Annotated in this window: 18 protein-coding genes; 3 read left to right on the top strand and 15 right to left on the bottom strand. The window is 41.8% G+C overall.

Annotated features, from left to right (window positions below; translation table 11 throughout):
- The 3 genes from PVV70_RS08865 to PVV70_RS08855 all read left to right on the top strand — a co-directional run.
- A partial coding sequence (locus PVV70_RS08865) for a peptidase domain-containing ABC transporter (RefSeq protein ID WP_273758893.1) occupies nt 1-1,466 on the top strand: 1,466 nt, incomplete at its 5' end.
- On the top strand, nt 1,456-2,781 hold the full coding sequence (locus PVV70_RS08860) for an HlyD family type I secretion periplasmic adaptor subunit (protein ID WP_273758892.1): 1,326 nt from the start codon (nt 1,456-1,458) through the stop codon (nt 2,779-2,781). The genes PVV70_RS08865 and PVV70_RS08860, both read left to right, overlap by 11 nt.
- On the top strand, nt 2,781-3,236 hold the full coding sequence (locus PVV70_RS08855; RefSeq protein ID WP_273758891.1) for a toxin-activating lysine-acyltransferase: 456 nt from the start codon (nt 2,781-2,783) through the stop codon (nt 3,234-3,236). The genes PVV70_RS08860 and PVV70_RS08855 overlap by 1 nt, the downstream gene beginning before the upstream one ends.
- Nucleotides 3,237-3,672: 436 nt before the next feature.
- Here the strand turns inward: PVV70_RS08855 and PVV70_RS08850 are convergent, their stop codons facing one another.
- The 15 genes from PVV70_RS08850 to PVV70_RS08780 are packed head-to-tail and all read right to left on the bottom strand — an operon-like array spanning nt 3,673 to nt 17,386.
- Nucleotides 3,673-4,458, bottom strand: a complete 786-nt coding sequence (locus PVV70_RS08850) for a DNA adenine methylase (RefSeq protein WP_342760080.1) — start codon at nt 4,456-4,458, stop codon at nt 3,673-3,675.
- Between the two features lie 27 nt (nt 4,459-4,485).
- Entirely contained in the window at nt 4,486-4,704 is a 219-nt protein-coding gene (locus PVV70_RS08845) for a hypothetical protein (RefSeq protein WP_273758889.1), read from the bottom strand.
- Complete coding sequence (locus tag PVV70_RS08840) at nt 4,685-4,903, bottom strand: hypothetical protein (protein WP_273758896.1); 219 nt, start codon at nt 4,901-4,903, stop codon at nt 4,685-4,687. The genes PVV70_RS08845 and PVV70_RS08840 overlap by 20 nt, the downstream gene beginning before the upstream one ends.
- Nucleotides 4,836-5,063 (bottom strand): hypothetical protein, encoded by a 228-nt coding sequence (locus PVV70_RS08835; RefSeq protein WP_273758888.1) that lies wholly within the window; start codon nt 5,061-5,063, stop codon nt 4,836-4,838. Before PVV70_RS08835 ends, PVV70_RS08840 begins: the two co-directional genes overlap by 68 nt.
- On the bottom strand, nt 5,060-5,725 hold the full coding sequence (locus PVV70_RS08830) for a lysozyme (RefSeq protein ID WP_273723914.1): 666 nt from the start codon (nt 5,723-5,725) through the stop codon (nt 5,060-5,062). The genes PVV70_RS08835 and PVV70_RS08830 overlap by 4 nt, the downstream gene beginning before the upstream one ends.
- A gap of 13 nt (nt 5,726-5,738) precedes the next feature.
- Complete coding sequence (locus PVV70_RS08825) at nt 5,739-7,442, bottom strand: hypothetical protein (RefSeq protein ID WP_273758887.1); 1,704 nt, start codon at nt 7,440-7,442, stop codon at nt 5,739-5,741.
- 6 nt (nt 7,443-7,448) lie between these two features.
- The gene (locus PVV70_RS08820) at nt 7,449-7,712 is read right to left on the bottom strand and encodes a hypothetical protein (RefSeq protein WP_273758886.1); all 264 of its coding nucleotides are present in this window, start codon (nt 7,710-7,712) and stop codon (nt 7,449-7,451) included.
- Nucleotides 7,713-7,721: 9 nt separating this feature from the next.
- Complete coding sequence (locus PVV70_RS08815; protein ID WP_273723911.1) at nt 7,722-8,699, bottom strand: phage tail protein; 978 nt, start codon at nt 8,697-8,699, stop codon at nt 7,722-7,724.
- Entirely contained in the window at nt 8,692-9,684 is a 993-nt protein-coding gene (locus tag PVV70_RS08810; protein ID WP_273758885.1) for a transglycosylase SLT domain-containing protein, read from the bottom strand. The genes PVV70_RS08815 and PVV70_RS08810 overlap by 8 nt, the downstream gene beginning before the upstream one ends.
- Nucleotides 9,684-11,897 (bottom strand): hypothetical protein, encoded by a 2,214-nt coding sequence (locus tag PVV70_RS08805; protein ID WP_273758884.1) that lies wholly within the window; start codon nt 11,895-11,897, stop codon nt 9,684-9,686. The genes PVV70_RS08810 and PVV70_RS08805 overlap by 1 nt, the downstream gene beginning before the upstream one ends.
- Complete coding sequence (locus PVV70_RS08800; RefSeq protein ID WP_273758883.1) at nt 11,890-13,749, bottom strand: hypothetical protein; 1,860 nt, start codon at nt 13,747-13,749, stop codon at nt 11,890-11,892. The genes PVV70_RS08805 and PVV70_RS08800 overlap by 8 nt, the downstream gene beginning before the upstream one ends.
- Nucleotides 13,749-14,804, bottom strand: a complete 1,056-nt coding sequence (locus tag PVV70_RS08795; RefSeq protein WP_273758882.1) for a tail fiber domain-containing protein — start codon at nt 14,802-14,804, stop codon at nt 13,749-13,751. The genes PVV70_RS08800 and PVV70_RS08795 overlap by 1 nt, the downstream gene beginning before the upstream one ends.
- 1 nt (nt 14,805) lies before the next feature.
- On the bottom strand, nt 14,806-15,189 hold the full coding sequence (locus PVV70_RS08790) for a hypothetical protein (protein ID WP_342760081.1): 384 nt from the start codon (nt 15,187-15,189) through the stop codon (nt 14,806-14,808).
- 41 nt (nt 15,190-15,230) lie between these two features.
- A complete protein-coding gene (locus PVV70_RS08785) occupies nt 15,231-16,688 on the bottom strand; it encodes a hypothetical protein (RefSeq protein WP_273758880.1) in 1,458 nt (485 codons plus the stop codon).
- Nucleotides 16,688-17,386 (bottom strand): hypothetical protein, encoded by a 699-nt coding sequence (locus tag PVV70_RS08780; protein WP_273723903.1) that lies wholly within the window; start codon nt 17,384-17,386, stop codon nt 16,688-16,690. The genes PVV70_RS08785 and PVV70_RS08780 overlap by 1 nt, the downstream gene beginning before the upstream one ends.
- Between the last annotated feature and the right edge of the window lie 28 nt (nt 17,387-17,414).

The raw sequence follows: 17,414 nt of genomic DNA, 5'->3' as shown, positions 1-17,414 counted from the left end.
TGATGGTTGCTATCATGCTGTTTAGCACAGCTCTTAGCACTCTTTCAGGCTACTTAGGAGCTTATTTAGCCAATCGGCTTACGCTAGAATTTGGACGGCGCATTTACACCCATCTTTTAAGTCTCTCTTTGCCCACTTTACGCCGTTGGCAAGTGGGAGAATTGTTTTCACGTATTGGAGAAGTTGATACAATTCGCGGTTTTTTAACAGGAACCATCGCCACAACTGTGCTAAATGTTCTCTTTGCCATTATTTATATTGCTGCACTCTTTTCCATTAGTCCAAAACTGACCTTTATTGTCCTTATTGTTTTACCTTTACAAATGGGTTCTTTAGCGCTAGTCGGTCCCTTCTTGCGCCGCCAATTACGCCGTGCTTTCACTCTTCAAGCTGCCCATCAATCACGCCTTATTGAAAGTTTTACCAATCTTGAAGCCATCAAAGCGCATGTAAAGGAGCCAGCCCATACAATACGGATGCAAGAAACTTTAGCCCGTAGTTTAGATCAAAGCCTTACAACCAGTAAATTGCATCTTCTCAATGGAGCCATGAGTCATATTTTTGGTGATCTTTTCACTATTTTTATTATCTTTTTTGGTGCTCAGGCAGTTCTTCAAAACCAAATTACGCTAGGACAACTTATTGCCTTTCATCTCCTCGCTGGAAATGTTTCTGGTCCTATCTTAAGCCTTGCATCCCTATGGGAAGAATGGCAGCATTTGAAAATCTCTCGTCTTCGTTTGGGCGATATTCTTAACTCCCCTTCAGAATGGGAAGAAGAAAAGCCGCCTCTTCAACTCAGCGCTCCTCCTCATCTTGAAGCCAACAATCTCTGTTTTTCTTATGGAGATAAGTCCATTATCAATCATCTTGATGTCTGTTTACAACCTGGGCAACCAATTATGTTACTTGGTCCTTCAGGGTGCGGAAAAACAACCTTGGCGAAGCTCCTTTGTGGACTTTACCCCCCAACAAGCGGAAAGATATTGATTAATGCCCAACCTTTACAGAATTTTGATGTCCGTAGCGTGCGTGAAACAATCGCGTATTTTCCTCAAAATCCTTGCCTTTTTTCCGGAACCATTCTTGAGAATATGCTTCTTGCTAAACCAGATGCCACTAAAGATGAAATCGACGCTGCACTATATGTTAGTGCTTGCCATGATTTGATTGCTCAGTTGCCTTTAGGACTTAATACTCAAGTAGGAGAGCAAGGTGGTTTTTTATCAGGTGGTCAGCGCCAACGCTTGGCTTTAGCTTGTTTCTTTCTGATAAACCCAAGCCTGCTTATTTTGGATGAACCTACTTCCGCATTGGATGACACTGTCAGTGCACAAATTGTTGAGCATTTATATAAACTTTCGCAAGAACGTATTGTTCTTGTTATTACCCACAAAAGTGACCTCTTTCCTCAGCATGCAACCGTCTTAAACTTTACTGATTTGGAGGCAAAAAATGGCAGATAAAGCTCCCTATTTGCGCCCTTTGTCACCAACGCTTCATATGGTGGTTGCTGTTTTGGTCTCCTTATTTCTCTTTATTGTAATCGGCAGCTTTATCGCAAAAACAGAGATTGTTGCACGGGGGCAAGGAAGTGTTATTCCCACCGCTTACGTTCAGCTGGTCCAAGCGCAAAATACAGGACGCATTGAGAAAATCCTTGTAAAAGAAGGGCAATTTGTTCATCAAGGTGATCTCCTTATTCAATTAGATCCTCGTGAAGCCCTCAATGAGTGTGCACGTGTTCAAGCAGATATCGCGCAACAAACCCTTCAAGCACAAATTGCAACAGCTATTTTAACAGCTTTGCATGAAAGTGATCCTTTGGGTGAAGATTTTGTGACCAAAGGGCTTGCCTATCTGCCAGTTCCTCCTTCTGGCAACACGACTGCAAGAATAGAAGGGGAAAAACTCATTCGCGCTACCCTTCAATCTCTCCAAGATAAATTAAGAGCGCTAAAAGCACAAGCGGACCGCGTCGAGCGCAGCGGTGCAACACAACATGCGCAATTAGATAGGTTGGAAGATGATCGTCAATTAAGCCAAGGAAAATTAAAAGCTGCAAAAAGCCTGATGGAAACAAAAGTCATTAGCCAAGCGGTTTATTTAGAGCGTTTACATGATTTTAAAAATGTCGAGCATGAAATTTTAACCAATCAAAGACGTTTGGAAGAAAATGCCGCCGAAATAAACACCCTCCGCCAACAACGGAAAAGTCTCATTTCCGATGAAATCGCCCGCTATCGCCAACTTTCGCGTGAAACAGAACTGAATCTTCAAGGATTAAAAGCAAAGCTTGATAGCACTCAATACCATCTTGACCACTTATCACTTTATGCACCTGTTGATGGACGTATCGATGATTTAAGTATCCATACTTTGGGTGGCTTTGTAGAGGCTGGTAAAACGCTCATGCGCATTGTCCCTGGTGCGGGCGGTCTCATTGTTGAAGCGTTTTTTGATAATCGAGATATTGGTTTTTTAGAAAAGGGCCAACGTGCTTACATCAAGTTTTCTGCCTTTCCACCTGAACGTTTCGGTGTTATCCACGGTACAGTCGTTAATGTAGGCGCTACAGCGCGCTATGATAAAGAAATTAATGGTGCCTACGCTGTTTTAATCAAAATTGACCAAGATCACATCACTTTGAATAACAAACAACTTAAATTTATCCCTGGCATGACTGTGACAACGGATGTCATTACCTCAAAACGGCGGCTCATTTCTTATTTCTTTGAACCTATCACCAAAGTTTTAGAACAATCTCTAAAGGAAAGATAATGTCTGTAAATGAAAATTCATCACCTTCACTCATAGATCCTCTTACAGCGTTAGGAGCTATGGTTGTTTTAATGCTTACATCTCCCTTATACCGCCGCTGGCGAATCTGGGATATAGATCGAAATTTAGGACCAGCTTTACAGACTGGGCAATATAAACTCTATAAAAATGAACGTGGAGAATTTTGCGCCTTTATCACTTGGGCTTTTTTAGATGAGAAAAATCATCAATCTATGCTTGAAAAGGGAGAGCTTTTACCCAATGCTGACTGGCAGACTGGAAAATACGTATGGTTTATTGATTATGTAGCACCTTATGGCCATACTGCACATATTGTCCGCGATATGCAACGAAATATATTTCCTGATCAGCGTTATTTTTATGCTGTACGACGTAATGAAGATGGCGGAATACGAAAAATTGCTCGCTGGTGTTCCTATAACCCATCCAACTAGCTTTTATCTACTTAAGTGAGCCTCAATCATTTAAACCCACTCTCTTAATAAAAAAGAATCTTTTAAAAGACTGTGTTGGCAATAATCATCAAAAAGAACCTTAGCGTATTAGAGAGTTAACGCGCTAAAAATGGATATTTCTCAGCTTACCAGACTTGATATCAATAACAACAAACCACTAAGAGGTTTAATCCGCTTTCAAAATTTCCTAAAAATTGCTTGACTGATTTCATTAAAGTATGGCTGGGGTACCTGAATTCGAATCATAAAATTATATGCTATAATACATTGATTTTATCAATATTTTTTAATAGTTAGGGTATATATAATTAGGTTAGGGAATAGGATTTTCACACTTTCCTTTACAAAGAGCATTCTTTTTGCCAGCTTTCTCTAATAACTTTTATCAGTCTAACAAATCTTTTTATGATTTTCCTCAATTATTGCGAATCAAGAGTTCTTTTCGGGGAGTTTTTTTTGCCGTACCGGATGTCCAAAGGGTCTCTAATTCTAAAAAGTCAAAATCTTTAAAGATATCTCTAACAGCATCACAATCATTCAGACTCAAGACAAATTTTCCTTGAATACCTTTAAGAACTTTTGCCATGCGCGCAAAATCATCTTTAACAAAATTTCCAGAGCTATAACACTTTTTCTTTATAAGATAAGGTGGGTCTAAATAAAACAAACTGTCGGGCGCATCAAATAGCTCCACAACACGTTCCCACGATAAATTTAAGATAACTGTATCCAGAAGCTTCTGTCTAACACGTTTCATTCTTGCTAAAAGTTTGTCCGGATTAAAGCTTACCGTTTTTTTTCCTACAAAGCTAAAAGAGTAGTAATCTTCTTTCCCATACATCACACAACGTTGAAGAAACAAAAAGCGTGCTGCTCTTTCAATTTTCGATAAGCTCTCTGGTTCAATAGCAGCAAGTTCAAAAAACAACTGTCTTGAACAAACAAACCACTCCAATCGTTTAGCTAAATCATCAAAGTCATTTTGAACACATTGAAACAGATTCGTGATCTCTCCATTCAAATCATTAATGACGGAATATTTCGCTGGTCGTTTGTTTAGAAAAATAACCCCTGAACCTAAAAACGGTTCAATATAGGTTTCATGATCAATACTATTTAAAATCGGTATAATTTTCTTACGTAGATAATGTTTTCCACCCATCCACGCAAACAGTGTCTGTGTAAAATCTTGTTTTGTCATATTTTTAAAGGAAAAGTTTTGTAGGCTCTAATTTTTGGTGAACCACTGTTTTAAATGTGCAATGATATTATCTATCGCATCCATGAGGCGTGCAAAATCAAGGATAAGTAAAAAAAGAAAAAATGCTATCCACTTCATGAGACGCGACATTACTTTCACACTTTGGTAGGTAATGATCATTTCTTGAAGCATTTCTTTTTCCGCTTCTGTAAGCTCTGTGTGTTTTTCACCCTTTTTTCTTACCATGTTCCCACCCACACAAGCGTTCGCCCTGCTTATTATGTTTTAAAATCTCTCTTGCTAAGTTTGAACTGATGACCTTAACATCTCTCTTGTCTAAATAAATGGGCAACCAACCAATACAAGAAGAAGCATATTTATGGGTCACGCAACCAGTCAGAGAGAGCAGCACGCACATCAGCATCACTTTTTTTATTAATTTCATTTTCCACCTCAAGCCGTGCTGTTGCTGCCTTTAAAGAATTTTCTGTTTGTTTTTGCTGTTCAGCCTTTTTGCCAAGGGTAAAAACTCTCGCTAAAACTATAAAAAAAGCGGCGAAAGCCGCACCTGTGAGCATGAGATTTTTTTTCATCCATAACATCATAGGCGGTGCTCCTGAAAGCGTTTAGCAACAAAGAAAATGCCCGTACATGCCGCTAAAATCATAACAGCGGCTAATGCCCATTGAATGGGTCCATTGCCCGCTAAAAATCCACCAAGACCTGAGAACGAACCAATAATGGGTGCCAATGCTTCTGCTTTAAGAAACCCTGTTGGTTGGTTCATTTCTACTGTTTGATAATTAGAAGAAACATAAGCCCCTTTCGCCCACAGCCCTGCTTCTGCTACACGCCGGTGTACAAGACCTTGTAAACGTTTGCCTCCCGCTTTAGTCCATTTTTGTAATTCGAAGGGAACGGCTTCATAATCCCCCCGATTAAGCCTTTTAAGCAATGTAGAGTTTTGGAAAGCTGCAATACCCACATTATAACAAAAGGAAACAAGAGCGCCAAACTGTTCATCGCTTAAATTCACACAAACTGCTTTTTCTACCGCTCTCTCATATTGCTGCAAATCTGCTAAAAGCATGGTTTCGGCTTTTTTTTCCGTAATCACCATACCCTCAACAACTGTTGGTTGACCGGCTTTTTTCGTATGACCATAACCAATCGTCCATATGCCAGAAGTATCTTGATAAGCCTGCAAGCGCAAACCTTCCCACTTTTTTAAACAGTATAAACAGTCTTTACTTATTTTCCGTGCCATTGTTCAATTCACCTTATAAATATACCTTTATGAGTACTGCTCCGTCACCGCCGTCGCCGCCAATTTTGTCGCCTCCGTGTTTCCCATCAAAATATCCGCCGCCGCCACCACCACATTCTTTACCACCTCTACCACCGTTACCACCTTTGTAACTCTCACCACCCTGCCCCATGATAGAACCCTTGCATTGACCACCACCTCCACCGCCGCCGCCAAGAAAAGAACTTCCACCGGTACCAGCTCTCTTGCCGTCACTTCCACTTCCTCCACCATTCCCACCAGAAAAAATAAAACTCTCCCCACTGCTGCCCCCTCTGTTTCCTCCTCCATCACCGCCTTTCCCTCCAAAGTTAACGAGAGCCATGGAGACGGAATATCCTCCTTCTGCTGTAACAAGACCTTTGATCATTGTTCTGCCACCATTGCACAAAATGTTACTGTCGTTGCCTTTACCACCACGACCAATGTAAGCTGTTTTTAATTTATCTAAATCAGAACCTTTCATTTTAACATGCACGCATTGACCACCGCCGCCACCGCCATCCTTAACGCCACCACCTCCACCACCCCAAGCCCATACTTCGATATCGGTGTCAGAAGTAATACCAGCAGGCAGTGGAATATCTCCACTTTCCGTCATCAGAATTTCAACAGGTTTGCTTACCCCGCCACCATTGTTGCCACCGCCGCTGCTATGGCTACTATTTGCTTTGATTGAAGCCATCAGTTTGGCTGGTGAGATAAGGGCATCCACTGTTTTTGTGCCATCAATCCAGTCTTGTTTTGCAAGAGGTTGAATGAGATCAACTTTTTTCTGTACACTATCCGCTGTTTCTTGTGCGACACTTGCTACAGCTTGTGCCCTATCTCCTGTTTTTTGCGCAGCTTCAGCGGTATTTTTCGCATCTACAGCGTGAACTTTTGCATCCTTTGCTGTACTTAATGCAACATTGGCAATATCCTTTGCCTCACTGGCTGCATAAAGCCCTTGTTGTGCACTTTCCTGTGCGTGCTGTGCCACATCTTCAATTTTATCAATTTTTGCAACCTGTGCACGTTCTTGAGGGGTTAAAATAAGATGCGTGTTCCCCTCTTTCATATTCTCCATATCAAAGGCATTTTTTGCTATTTTATCTGGATCATAGATCAATCTTGACATACCAACAGACTTTGAGTCTACAAAATAACGAATGGTATTTTTGAGATCTACTGGAGATATGGGATAATAAGCACCTTCATCTCCCCTCCGCCATTTTTCCATCGTTGGCTGCGTAGGACTCAACCATCGTAGCTTTGATCTTTCCTCTGTGGTTAAGATCTTTTTGTTAGGACCCTCGTGCATATTTTCCATAGAAAATGCATTTGACCCCACATTGTCCGGGTCATATGTAGCAGCCTTCATATCGCCAATCCCTAAAGGCGATATTTTTACCCAGCCAGCGCCTGATAAAATAGCATTCTCATGCGCTTCACCACTTGCTTCAATATCGTTGATTGTGACCTTATCTTTGTAAGCAAGAGCTCCAATATCTCTCTTAGCAACAGCATCATCAGCCTTTTTCCCTTGAGCAGCAGTTGCAAAATATTCTACCTCATAAGCTGCTGCACTCCCCACTGAAACAGGTGCAAGAGCCTTTCTATCTAAAACACCTTCTTTGACTTCTTCTTTTGTTGCTGGTTCAAGCTTAAATATATGCGTATGATAGGGTAATGGCATCGCGGTTCATTCCTTAGTAAGTCTGTTTTTGAGATTTTTGGTGATGAGAGACTGTAATTCATCAATAAGTTTTTGCATGGTCTCTATGCGTTGATCTGTCGCTTTTTGATACTCTGCCAAAGCGCTTAAAAGATCATGATGTATGTCGCTTTTGACGAGATCAAGCACCTTATTCAATGGTGCATGAACCATTCGATTGCTTGCATAAAAAAGGACGCGGATTTGCTCCGCGTCCGCAATATCATCAATAGCAGACGGATTATTGATCATCTGAAAACCTTATGATTTTATGGCATAAACAACCGTAGCGTTAACAGGGCGTGTTTCTGCCTCGCCCGTTGAAGAAAGTGTTACCTTGTGCGTGTGCACTCCAGCAGGTTGTGTATCTTTTGTATAATATGAATTACCAAAAGCAGGATTTCTGCCACCTATTTGACCAAATCTTGTAATCATAGAATAATCATGCTTATGCGTATGTTGACCTGCCTCTTCAATGGTACAAGCATGTGTGTGCGATTTAAGGCAATCTTGCTGTATATCAGCAAATTTTCTACTTCTGTCTAAACCGCGACCATCATCAAAGCCGCGCAAAAACACTCCTCTAAAATCTGGAACTTTAAAGGTTGTATCGCTGTCTTTTCCCCATTTATCCCCTATCGCCTTGAATAATTGCGGATAATCCTTGCGTTCATAAGTAGCGCCATCACATAAAAGCCAACCGTTTGGCACTTCTTGCATAGCAAAGGTCGCAATAAACCCACAAGGGAAGGTTTCAATCTTTGGTGGTGGAATGGGGGTAGGATTTAAAAGATACCAGCCCTCAAGACTTTTTGTTGATGCGCCATCATTATAGATTATTTCATAAATGCCACCCATTTGTAACTCACCACCTGTCAATGGTACTATCCCCGTGCTGGTAGCTTTATAGAGTGGCTTTGCTCCCATACTATTCATATTTATTGTTGTCGTGCCAATATTCATACCACGCGCCTTAAAACGGATAATGATATCGTTTTTATATTTTGCTATTGGCGACACCGTCGTCAACGTAATTGATGTAGTTTGTTCCTTTGCATTCACAATAAACTTTGAGTCAAGAGAACCACCATTATCGGCAAGATATTCACGTATACGCTGCATCATGACCCGCGCACTATCATTGACAGAACTAGGCGGCTGCCCTTCTGCCCAATTAATCATACTATCTGAATTGGCATTTTGATCAGCTGTGAGTGACCAGTCATAAATATCAGACATGATAAGCCCCCGTTCTTCTTAATAACTCTTCGCGCAATTGCTCTTCTTTTTGCCGCCCATAGGAACCAACAGATTGCCGCCTAGAGGGATCAATGAGAGCTGTTAAATCTGTCGGGCGCCCAGTCGATTGTGAGAATCCCGCCATGACGGGTTGCTGTAACATTTGTTGCTGTACCATCTGTGCCTGCTGTTTTTGTCTTTCTCCATTCTCTCTCATTAAATGAAGCAAGCCAGAAAAGCCCTTTTTAAGAGCACCTGCATCAATACCTTGTGCTTGCAATGGTGTGGTTTCCATAACCTGTCCTGTTAAATTATCTCCGCTTTCAGGTGCCATCATTCTGTTTGGGAATGGCGTATCATATGCCATTAATTGGTTGCCCCCTTGATCACCTTGCCCCTCTTGATTACCTTGAAGTGTCTTTTGAAGCCTCTCAAATCCACGCAAAGGACCCACCTCGTTTGGTGCTGCTTGTCCATTGCTTTGGTTTTGCTGTATCGTTCTCTTCAAAGCATCTCCCGTTTTATTGTAAAGCCCATAAATATGATTCATAAAATCCCCTGCTGTAGCTTCCATGTTGCCACCGTTGAGTGTGACTGCTTGGCTCCCTAAAAGCTGGCTTGCTGGAATATGTGGATTTTTGATAAGCTTTACAGCCCCTGCTGGTCCTTGTTGGTGTGCGAGGTAAAGCTCTGCCTCTGATGGCTCTCTGCCTAATGCTGTGGATAAATAACGCGTATTATCCTTCGTTAACCGTGCCATAGCATCGGTTGCTTGAAAGGGATCAAACTTGTTATTGAGTTGATAGTGTTTTGCTGTTGAATCTAAAAATTGATACAGCCCTCCCGCACTACTGTTCTTATTTTTTGCATTTGGATTACCATTACTTTCTATCATAGCAACACGTTCAAGAAAGCTTTCTGGTAAACCATATTTTTGTGCTGCCTGTGAGATAGCACGCTTCACATTGGGATGAAAATTGATCATTAGTTTATAACCGTTCTATCAACGCTGCTATTCAAAATAATGCCAACAAAATTAATGAATTTCGTATAATTTTCTCGTGTTATTAAGCGTTTCTTTTCTGCTTCATGAAACTTCTTAATTAATTCAATAGCTTTTTCCCTTGCTAACCCAAAATCTCCTTTTTCCCGCGCTGTTATAAGCGCTGCAATATCTCTCTCAGTATCTTTATGGACGCTTGAGAATTTGCGTCCAAATTCTCTTGCGAAATTTTTTACAACTGCCTTGATGAAAGCAATCTTTCCTATACCCATAGTCTGTTGTGCCCCCCTCTCTTCCACTTCACCCATATGGTTTGGCAATCGTGCAAAAAGCTTTGTTCTTTCCACTTCTGGTCGCAACACTTTCATAAGTTGCTTGGCTTTATCCTCACCAAAAATACGCTGTAATTTTTCTTGACCATTTTGCGTGTCAAACAAACTCAAAAGATTGTGGTCAAAATTCTGTGCATTGCCTGCCGCATCCTCTAGTTGCGACCGTACACCTTTTTGAAACGCATCTTTTTCCATTAACCCAAAATCTGAAAGTTGACTGTTGATTGTATCGAGATTAACGCTCTTCTTCAGCGCTTGCTCTCCCTGCTCGAGGGCATCACCAATAGTACGCTCGTCATAATAAATTTTCCGTGCTTTAGCATAATCTGGAGATGACGTATCTAAAACGTCCAGAATGCGTTGTTTGAACAGAGTCAAATCTCGCGCATATCCTTGTTTTCCTTTGATACGAGCAGAATTAATTTGATCATCCAAAACCTCTTTCATCTTATGTAAAATTCGCATATTCAGCTTTGGATATCCATTGCTCCCTCTAACTGTTGCATCCGCTTCATTTGGCATTCGCGCAATTGCTTTTTTATAGGCTTTTTGGAACGCGGGGTTTTCTTGCAACCGCGATAAATCTTCACGAGCAGCATTAGAAATAGGAGAAGCTTTCGCCCTCTCATAAAATGATTCAGCCTTTTTCTGTGCTTGTTTGATAATCTCTTGCTTTAAATTAAGCGTATCTACTTTTGGACCCATCACATCTGTCAACGCATCCTTTACCCGCAGTGCACTCGCATCTTGTCTTTCATTCAAACGATTACTTATGAGCGAATATGTATCATGGTCTTTTTTTGCTGCCTCAAAAGCTCTTGTCGCAAGCCCATCGTGAAGATCAATAATCATTGAATCAGGACCACGCTGTTTTAATGCCCTTTCAAGTTTATCAACACCTTCATCCCCTAAAGCTTGGCTTACATCCCTAAGCGCTCTATCGCTTACCTGAAATGCTTCTTTTTCTGGCATTAGCGCTGCTTTTGCTGCCATTTCAGCTGGGCTTATAGGTCCTCTCAATGCTGCTTTAAGTGATTTTGTCACAAAAGGCGTCACTTTTGATACACCACTGGCCACAAATGGTGTTGCAACGCCTAACCCTGCACCAAACCCAGCAGACACTAGAGTATCTGCAAGCCCTTCCCCCTCACCACTACCTGCTATTCCGCCATAAATGGCTCCAGTTTTTGCTGCACGCCCCAAGCTAAATTTTGCCGCCTCTTTGCTTGCTACTGCTTTCATTGCTGCTTCACCTGCAGCTTTTGCCGCTGCCCGTTCCGCACCCTCTGCTAAAGCAGATTGCACCGCCCTTTCTCCTGCTGCTAAAGCTTTACTGGTTATTTGTGCTCCTGCAACACCAGCTCTACCTCCCAGCACAACATCAGCCCCAATTGCCGCACGAGCGGCAGCAGTCGCCCCTGCCGCGGGTGGAAAGAGGGCAGAAGCAATTACGGGTGCCGCAGCACCCGCTAAATTCCCAGCAAGAGATAGATAAAACTGATCTCGGTTCGCCGCTCTTTGATAGTCACGCCATCGCTTTGTTACTTCATTATATTTTTTGACTGCTTCTTCATCTCCCATCCAATAATTAATAGGTCCCAGAGGTCCCGAAGCGAATACTCCAGCTATTTCATCATCATACCCCATGGTTAAGCCGTGAAGAGCACCCCATCCAAAAGCACCCGCTGCACTTGGATGTGGACCATCTTCTTCTGTTGCACCACTATTTCCTGTAACAGAACCTCTTAGCTTTTCCTTATTCTTCGCGAAAAGTTCTTGAAGTTGTTCTGGTGTATAGTCACTTATATGCCCAATGACTCTTGTGTTTTTACGATTAATAAGAGGAGGAATTACTTCAGCCATTGGTTTGTTTCTCCTTAATGCGCCCGTCACTATCAACGAACAGCATGCCTTCCGGCAATGCTTCTATCTGTTTTTCTAGTGGATCATTTGACTGTGCATGATTTCCCTTATAAGCATCTTGCCCATAGGCGGCTCGAACGAGCTCGCTTGTTGCTTCTGCACCACCAAAAAGAATTGCGCGCGTTGCTGCATTGGATTTGTTGAAAGTGTCAATAACTGTTTTTAAAGATTTCTTCATTTGCTCTGCGGAAAGATCTTGATACAGCGCCGCTACAGAGTTTTGCAATGCTTGCAATTCCATATTAGACAAGTTCCCAAAGCCAGATGCGCCATTTGGTGAAAATGCTTTTGCTTTTCTCAAGGCATCAAGCCCGATACTCGCCTTCAACGAATCGAGCATGTGCCCGAAATCTTTTGCCTGAGAATTAGGAAGGAACGACATTATAGGACCAGTGAAACCAACAACATGCGGGTATTCCTCAACAATTTTTAGCAATTCTTTAGATGCCGAAAGTATACGATTTGACCTGTCTGCTGTTTCCAGAATTCGCATTTGCATTTGTTGGTTTTTATGCTCCTCATCTTTCTGTTCTTGAATTAATTTATGTTCTGCACCACTGCCTGCAATTGGCATCGCACGTACGCCACCAAGTGCATTTTCATCCTTAACATACATATAACCTGATTCAGGCTTTGACAGCATGCCATCGGTATTCCCCCCTAATCCAGAAGCAGTGGAACGCTGTCCTCCTTGGACAGGTATAATTTTCCCTGTGCTTGTTGAGACTTGGAAAACCATATCCTCAGGCAATCCCTGCTCTGCCTTTTCTTCCGCTGTCAATGTTCTATAGCCTTCTTGAGGGCTTAACGTGTTGCCTATAACTTTCATGGCAAGATCTGGATATTGCACAAGGGCTTGTGCGTCTTTATCACTATATCCTTTAGAGCGTAAAAACTCAAAAATTGGTCTATTTTGAGCACGTACATTATTGCCCTGCCGCATAACAAGTGCCGCATTTGAAAAACTTTCCTGTGGCGTCTTTCCTGATGCTAACCCTGCAAAAAAATCCATTAAATGCTCGGAAAATTCTGATTTTCTAAAACGCTCCCATAAGCTACTTGGGTCTGCATCTTTATGGATAAAATTTCCAACTGCGTTTACATAATCCGTTGCCTGTTCGGGCTTAGCACTTGCTTTTAAATGCTCCTCTTCTGGTAAGTGTGCATTCAAATGTTTTTCTTCTCCTATAGGTGCATCAAAAAGCTTTTCCTCATCATTTCCAGAATCGTTTTTCAAAGAGTTTTCCGCTATAGATTTCTCATTAAGTTGAGCAATATAATCCATCACATCTTTTTGCTGTCGCCCAGCTTCATCCCCACTAGACTGATCGATATTCCCAACAAGTGGAGATTGAGGGATCATTGATGCAACACCTCCCTGCTCTGAGAAGTCATGCTTTTGTTGCTCTGGCGCCTCTTGTATCTTAACAGTATCCTTTGAAACATCTGGCAATGGGGGCATTTGGCGCTTTAAATCATCCGTAGACATAATCAATTCTGCTGGCGTCTTTTTCCCAACTTCTCCTCCTCCTGTTTGAGAACCGCGAATAAGCTCTGCAGGACTCAATTTTTGTGGAGTATTATCCCCATTACTCGCATCAAAAGGGTTTGCGCTAAAAGCAGCACGTTCTAAAAAACTTGGCTTGTATCGCCCTTCCAACGGCGTGCTTGGAGGCGTAGAAAGCTGTTCGAACAAATGCTTTGGCAATTGAGGCATGACCTGATACATCAAGGGACGCAAAAATTTTGGATCAAACAACTTTAAAAGAGAATTTGTGTTTTCTTGTTCCATCACTGCACCCTTTCCATCTCAAAGCCAAGCTTGCTATAATCCACATGCAAAAAACCTGTCGCCTTATGCAAGAAAACAGCTTCAGGTTTTGACTTCAAAACATCTTGCGCCATCACCCCGCGATAGCGCTCTGGATAGCCCTTGTAATTATACTCATAGAGTTTGTGTCCATCTCGCTGCCCCACTTGTACGATATTTTCTTTCGCTCTGATGTCGCTAAGCCCAGCAAAAGTACCAAGGATAGTTCCAACATTTCCAACAATCTCCCACGGATTAGGTTTTGGCTGTGGAGTCAATGTTGTCCTTTGTCCTGTTTGCGTTCCATAATTTCCAGCAACAGCCCCACCAGCTGCGAGCAACTTACTTAACTGGTCCCAATCAAGATTGTTCTGCTGTTCCCATTTTTGCCGCTCTTCATCCAATTGCCGTTGATGATTGGCATCAAGCACACTCCCTCCCGTCAACGCATTAAGATTTGCCTGACCTTGACCTTGAAAGAAGTTATTGGCACCCGCCAACTGATTTTGGTTTGCTTGGTCAATGAGACCATTGGCATTCATCATGTTGTTGACATCTTGGTTATATTGCTGTGATAAAGCTTGTGTTGCTATGCCCCCCAATTCATCAGCCAAAACGCCGGTATGTGCACCCGAACCATAACGCCCAGCACCTGCCAATGAACTATTAATAGAGCTTGTTGCTTTATTTAATGCGTTTTGAAGTGCTTCATTAAAGTAAGGGTTATTGCCTATTTGTTGCCCTGAAGCCATGTTCTTTAAGTTTTGGCTTGTTGAATTTTGCCCTGTGGCTATTCCATTTAAAGTGTTGTTATCATAGTTATGCGTATTATTGCTAAGCCCATTAATCGCATTCTTTGTTTGATCACTTAAACCCGCAACTCGCTGCCCGTCATAAACGGCTTTTCCGCTGCCTTGGTTATAAAAAGTCATGGCATCTTGAGCTGCGTGTTCAAAAATACCTTTTGCCCATTCAGGAGGGGCATTTGTTTGCGTCGTGTTTTGGGTATTCTGAATTGGTTTAGAACTTTTTCCCATGTTAAAGCTGCTTTCTATATTCTAAAAGATTGACGAGATATCCATGCGATTTAAGAGATTTTTCCCACCCTCGCCTGCCTATGATGACAAGCTCTTTTGCCCCTTTTTCCTTGTAATAGGATTCAATCTGAGTGATAAGCTTCGTTAAGGGTGCTCCTCCCTTTCCACCAAGGGTGACAATAACCGCCCTTAATGCTCCAGTGACGAGTTCTTGTAACTGTGTTGTGACATGCGCCATAAAATTTTCATGCGCATCAACGATAATCCAAAGAACTTTTTCTCCCTTCAAAATATCGTTTAAAATGGTCTCTGTATTATAATCATCAGGGAATTTTTGATTAAAATAAGCTATCGATTTTATGACATTGTCAAAATAGGGCGCCATTTGTTCAGCGCTCCATTTTTCTGTATTATAGATCTTAAAATTCATCTTATGCCCGCGGGTTTGAGCGTTACATCAAAGCCTGTTATATGTGTCCATGGCGTGCCTTCTGGTATTCTCAGACGCAAAGCGTGATAACGCGCCCGTGAGCGGATATTATACATCCCAATATTATAGCCGGCATAACGCTCTTTAGCCCAATTTAATTGGTTCTTGTTATCAATGATAAAAGCCGCCCCAACACTTAAAAAACCTTTTGTTGTATCCGCTTGAACAAAAGCCTCACTCATCAGGTTGATTTGCCTGCCCGTATCCCCCACAATTTGTGAAGCAATAACTGCTTCCATCGGAGGACCTGCAAAAAAACCAAATGTGTTGTCTGGCGTAAAGGCTCCTAAAACAGGCGCACCATTTTGCCACATTTTACTATCAAGAGAAGCGGGTAAATCTTTCAAGCTCTCTTGTACTTCGTCTAAGCCTTCTAATGTATAACCAGCTGCAAAGAGGGGAAATAAGAAAAGATTTTGCCCCTTAATAACGCTCCATATTTGCAAGAGCCAATCATAAACATAAATATGCATCCCTTCGGTGTTATCATTGATAGAAAAATAAACACGAGAATAGACCGGATCAATACAGGCTTTCATCTCATCAATGGCAAAGTTATTGTAAAGTGTGAAGATAGTTTTATCGACTTTTCCAAAGCCAATAGGAAGCATTTCACCAGCACTGTTGATTTGATAAAAACCATCATCAGAGACAAAGAAAGTACAGTCTCCACGGCTTGCAATTGCTGTACTGCTTTTCGCCCCTATTTTGTCTTTTATTTTTGCAAAACTGAATATAATTTTAGAGCCTGGTACAAAGGTTGCGTGATAAATGGCGGAACGCATAAAAATAAGTGGATTTGTTGATTCCGTAGACCCTTGAACATATTCTCCATCAGGAAAATCTTGATAATCGCAACTTTTCTCCCCAACCGTCCAATGTGTTGCATCATTGAGACCTGACCACTGAACACGGTTTGGCTTATCTGTTAGTTGCATCAAGCAAACAAAATCACCCCACACCCGTACAAGTCCAGCACGCGGCGGATTACCACTCAAATCACAAAACTTTTCATCTGTTTTCAACGAAAGCATTTGTGGTGGGTCATTGCTATTAACAGCAATAATATGATCCCCAAAGGAGGCAAAAGACCAAAGCGCGGTCTCATTGGCGTGATATTGTGTGTGAGGCTTGCTAATGTCTTTCCAGCCGCGCGTGCTGTTGTCATATTCATAAAGCTTTGTTGGTGCGCCCACAATGATGCGCACACCACCCAATGAGCGCACCGCATAGACCCCCAAAATCACATCCGGAAAAGGATCTGAGACCGGCGCCACAATGGGAAACGGAATATACGAATTTGGTGCAGGCAAAACGTTCACGATCTCACTGGAATAACCACTATTAATAAATGCAACATCTGGTCTATACTCAGCAATAGGGATAAAGGTCATCAGAAATCCGTGTGTTGAATTTTTAATAAATTCTTGCGCCGTGATGTTTCAATTTGCAGCGCATCGAGTTGCTCTTGAAACATGGCAAAAGCAGCCGCGGCCATCTGCGGTTCTTTAATAATATTGGTATAAATTTCATATTTTGCACGCGTTTTGATCAGTTCATAGGCTTCACGAAACCATATGGACGCTTCTTGTGCGCTCTCAATATCTTTTATCCTCACAGGATCAAGAATAAGCCTGATAGAATAGATACGCTCTGGTGTTGGATACAAAATAAGCTTTTGTTCAAAATAGGCATAGCGTGTAGGCATGCCATGGCTACAATCACTCTCAAGATTCTCAATAACCAGCGGATCTACCTGCAAAAGCTTTGCTTTGCTGTGATTATCTTCATAAATATAAGCATCAACAATGCGAACAGCAGCCGGAATAACTGGATTTTCCTCTGCGCCATAACGGCTTTTGCCCTTTAGAGTGGTAAAAACAACTTCGCGGCTTTCATTGAAATAAAAAGGCAATCGTTCACAAAAGCGAATAGCCGAAAATATCGCCCTTTGTACTTGATCAACATACTCATCTGTTTGATCATCTATTTCATCCTGAATATCACTTAACATCTGGATAAAATTTTTATCCCAAGGAGCAATGGTCTGTTTGTCTCCAATCGGACCACCTGTCTGTACTATTATTGTCATATTACTTTCTTCCAAACATGAGGGGACG

It is taken from the genome of Bartonella sp. AU55XJBT (assembly GCF_028618525.1).
Note: the sequence above shows the minus strand (reverse complement) of the source record. Positions and strands in the feature narration are given on the sequence as shown.

What these genes read in the sequence shown, in the direction of transcription:
- PVV70_RS08860 (WP_273758892.1), top strand. Translation starts at nt 1,456, where the DNA reads ATGGCAGATAAAGCTCCCTATTTGCGCCCTTTGTCACCAACGCTTCAT.
- PVV70_RS08855 (WP_273758891.1), top strand. Translation starts at nt 2,781, where the DNA reads ATGTCTGTAAATGAAAATTCATCACCTTCACTCATAGATCCTCTTACA.
- PVV70_RS08850 (WP_342760080.1), bottom strand. Translation starts at nt 4,458, where the DNA reads ATGACAAAACAAGATTTTACACAGACACTGTTTGCGTGGATGGGTGGA.
- PVV70_RS08845 (WP_273758889.1), bottom strand. Translation starts at nt 4,704, where the DNA reads ATGGTAAGAAAAAAGGGTGAAAAACACACAGAGCTTACAGAAGCGGAA.
- PVV70_RS08840 (WP_273758896.1), bottom strand. Translation starts at nt 4,903, where the DNA reads ATGAAATTAATAAAAAAAGTGATGCTGATGTGCGTGCTGCTCTCTCTG.
- PVV70_RS08835 (WP_273758888.1), bottom strand. Translation starts at nt 5,063, where the DNA reads ATGATGTTATGGATGAAAAAAAATCTCATGCTCACAGGTGCGGCTTTC.
- PVV70_RS08830 (WP_273723914.1), bottom strand. Translation starts at nt 5,725, where the DNA reads ATGGCACGGAAAATAAGTAAAGACTGTTTATACTGTTTAAAAAAGTGG.
- PVV70_RS08825 (WP_273758887.1), bottom strand. Translation starts at nt 7,442, where the DNA reads ATGCCATTACCCTATCATACGCATATATTTAAGCTTGAACCAGCAACA.
- PVV70_RS08820 (WP_273758886.1), bottom strand. Translation starts at nt 7,712, where the DNA reads ATGATCAATAATCCGTCTGCTATTGATGATATTGCGGACGCGGAGCAA.
- PVV70_RS08815 (WP_273723911.1), bottom strand. Translation starts at nt 8,699, where the DNA reads ATGTCTGATATTTATGACTGGTCACTCACAGCTGATCAAAATGCCAAT.
- PVV70_RS08810 (WP_273758885.1), bottom strand. Translation starts at nt 9,684, where the DNA reads ATGATCAATTTTCATCCCAATGTGAAGCGTGCTATCTCACAGGCAGCA.
- PVV70_RS08805 (WP_273758884.1), bottom strand. Translation starts at nt 11,897, where the DNA reads ATGGCTGAAGTAATTCCTCCTCTTATTAATCGTAAAAACACAAGAGTC.
- PVV70_RS08800 (WP_273758883.1), bottom strand. Translation starts at nt 13,749, where the DNA reads ATGGAACAAGAAAACACAAATTCTCTTTTAAAGTTGTTTGATCCAAAA.
- PVV70_RS08795 (WP_273758882.1), bottom strand. Translation starts at nt 14,804, where the DNA reads ATGGGAAAAAGTTCTAAACCAATTCAGAATACCCAAAACACGACGCAA.
- PVV70_RS08790 (WP_342760081.1), bottom strand. Translation starts at nt 15,189, where the DNA reads ATGGCGCCCTATTTTGACAATGTCATAAAATCGATAGCTTATTTTAAT.
- PVV70_RS08785 (WP_273758880.1), bottom strand. Translation starts at nt 16,688, where the DNA reads ATGACCTTTATCCCTATTGCTGAGTATAGACCAGATGTTGCATTTATT.
- PVV70_RS08780 (WP_273723903.1), bottom strand. Translation starts at nt 17,386, where the DNA reads ATGACAATAATAGTACAGACAGGTGGTCCGATTGGAGACAAACAGACC.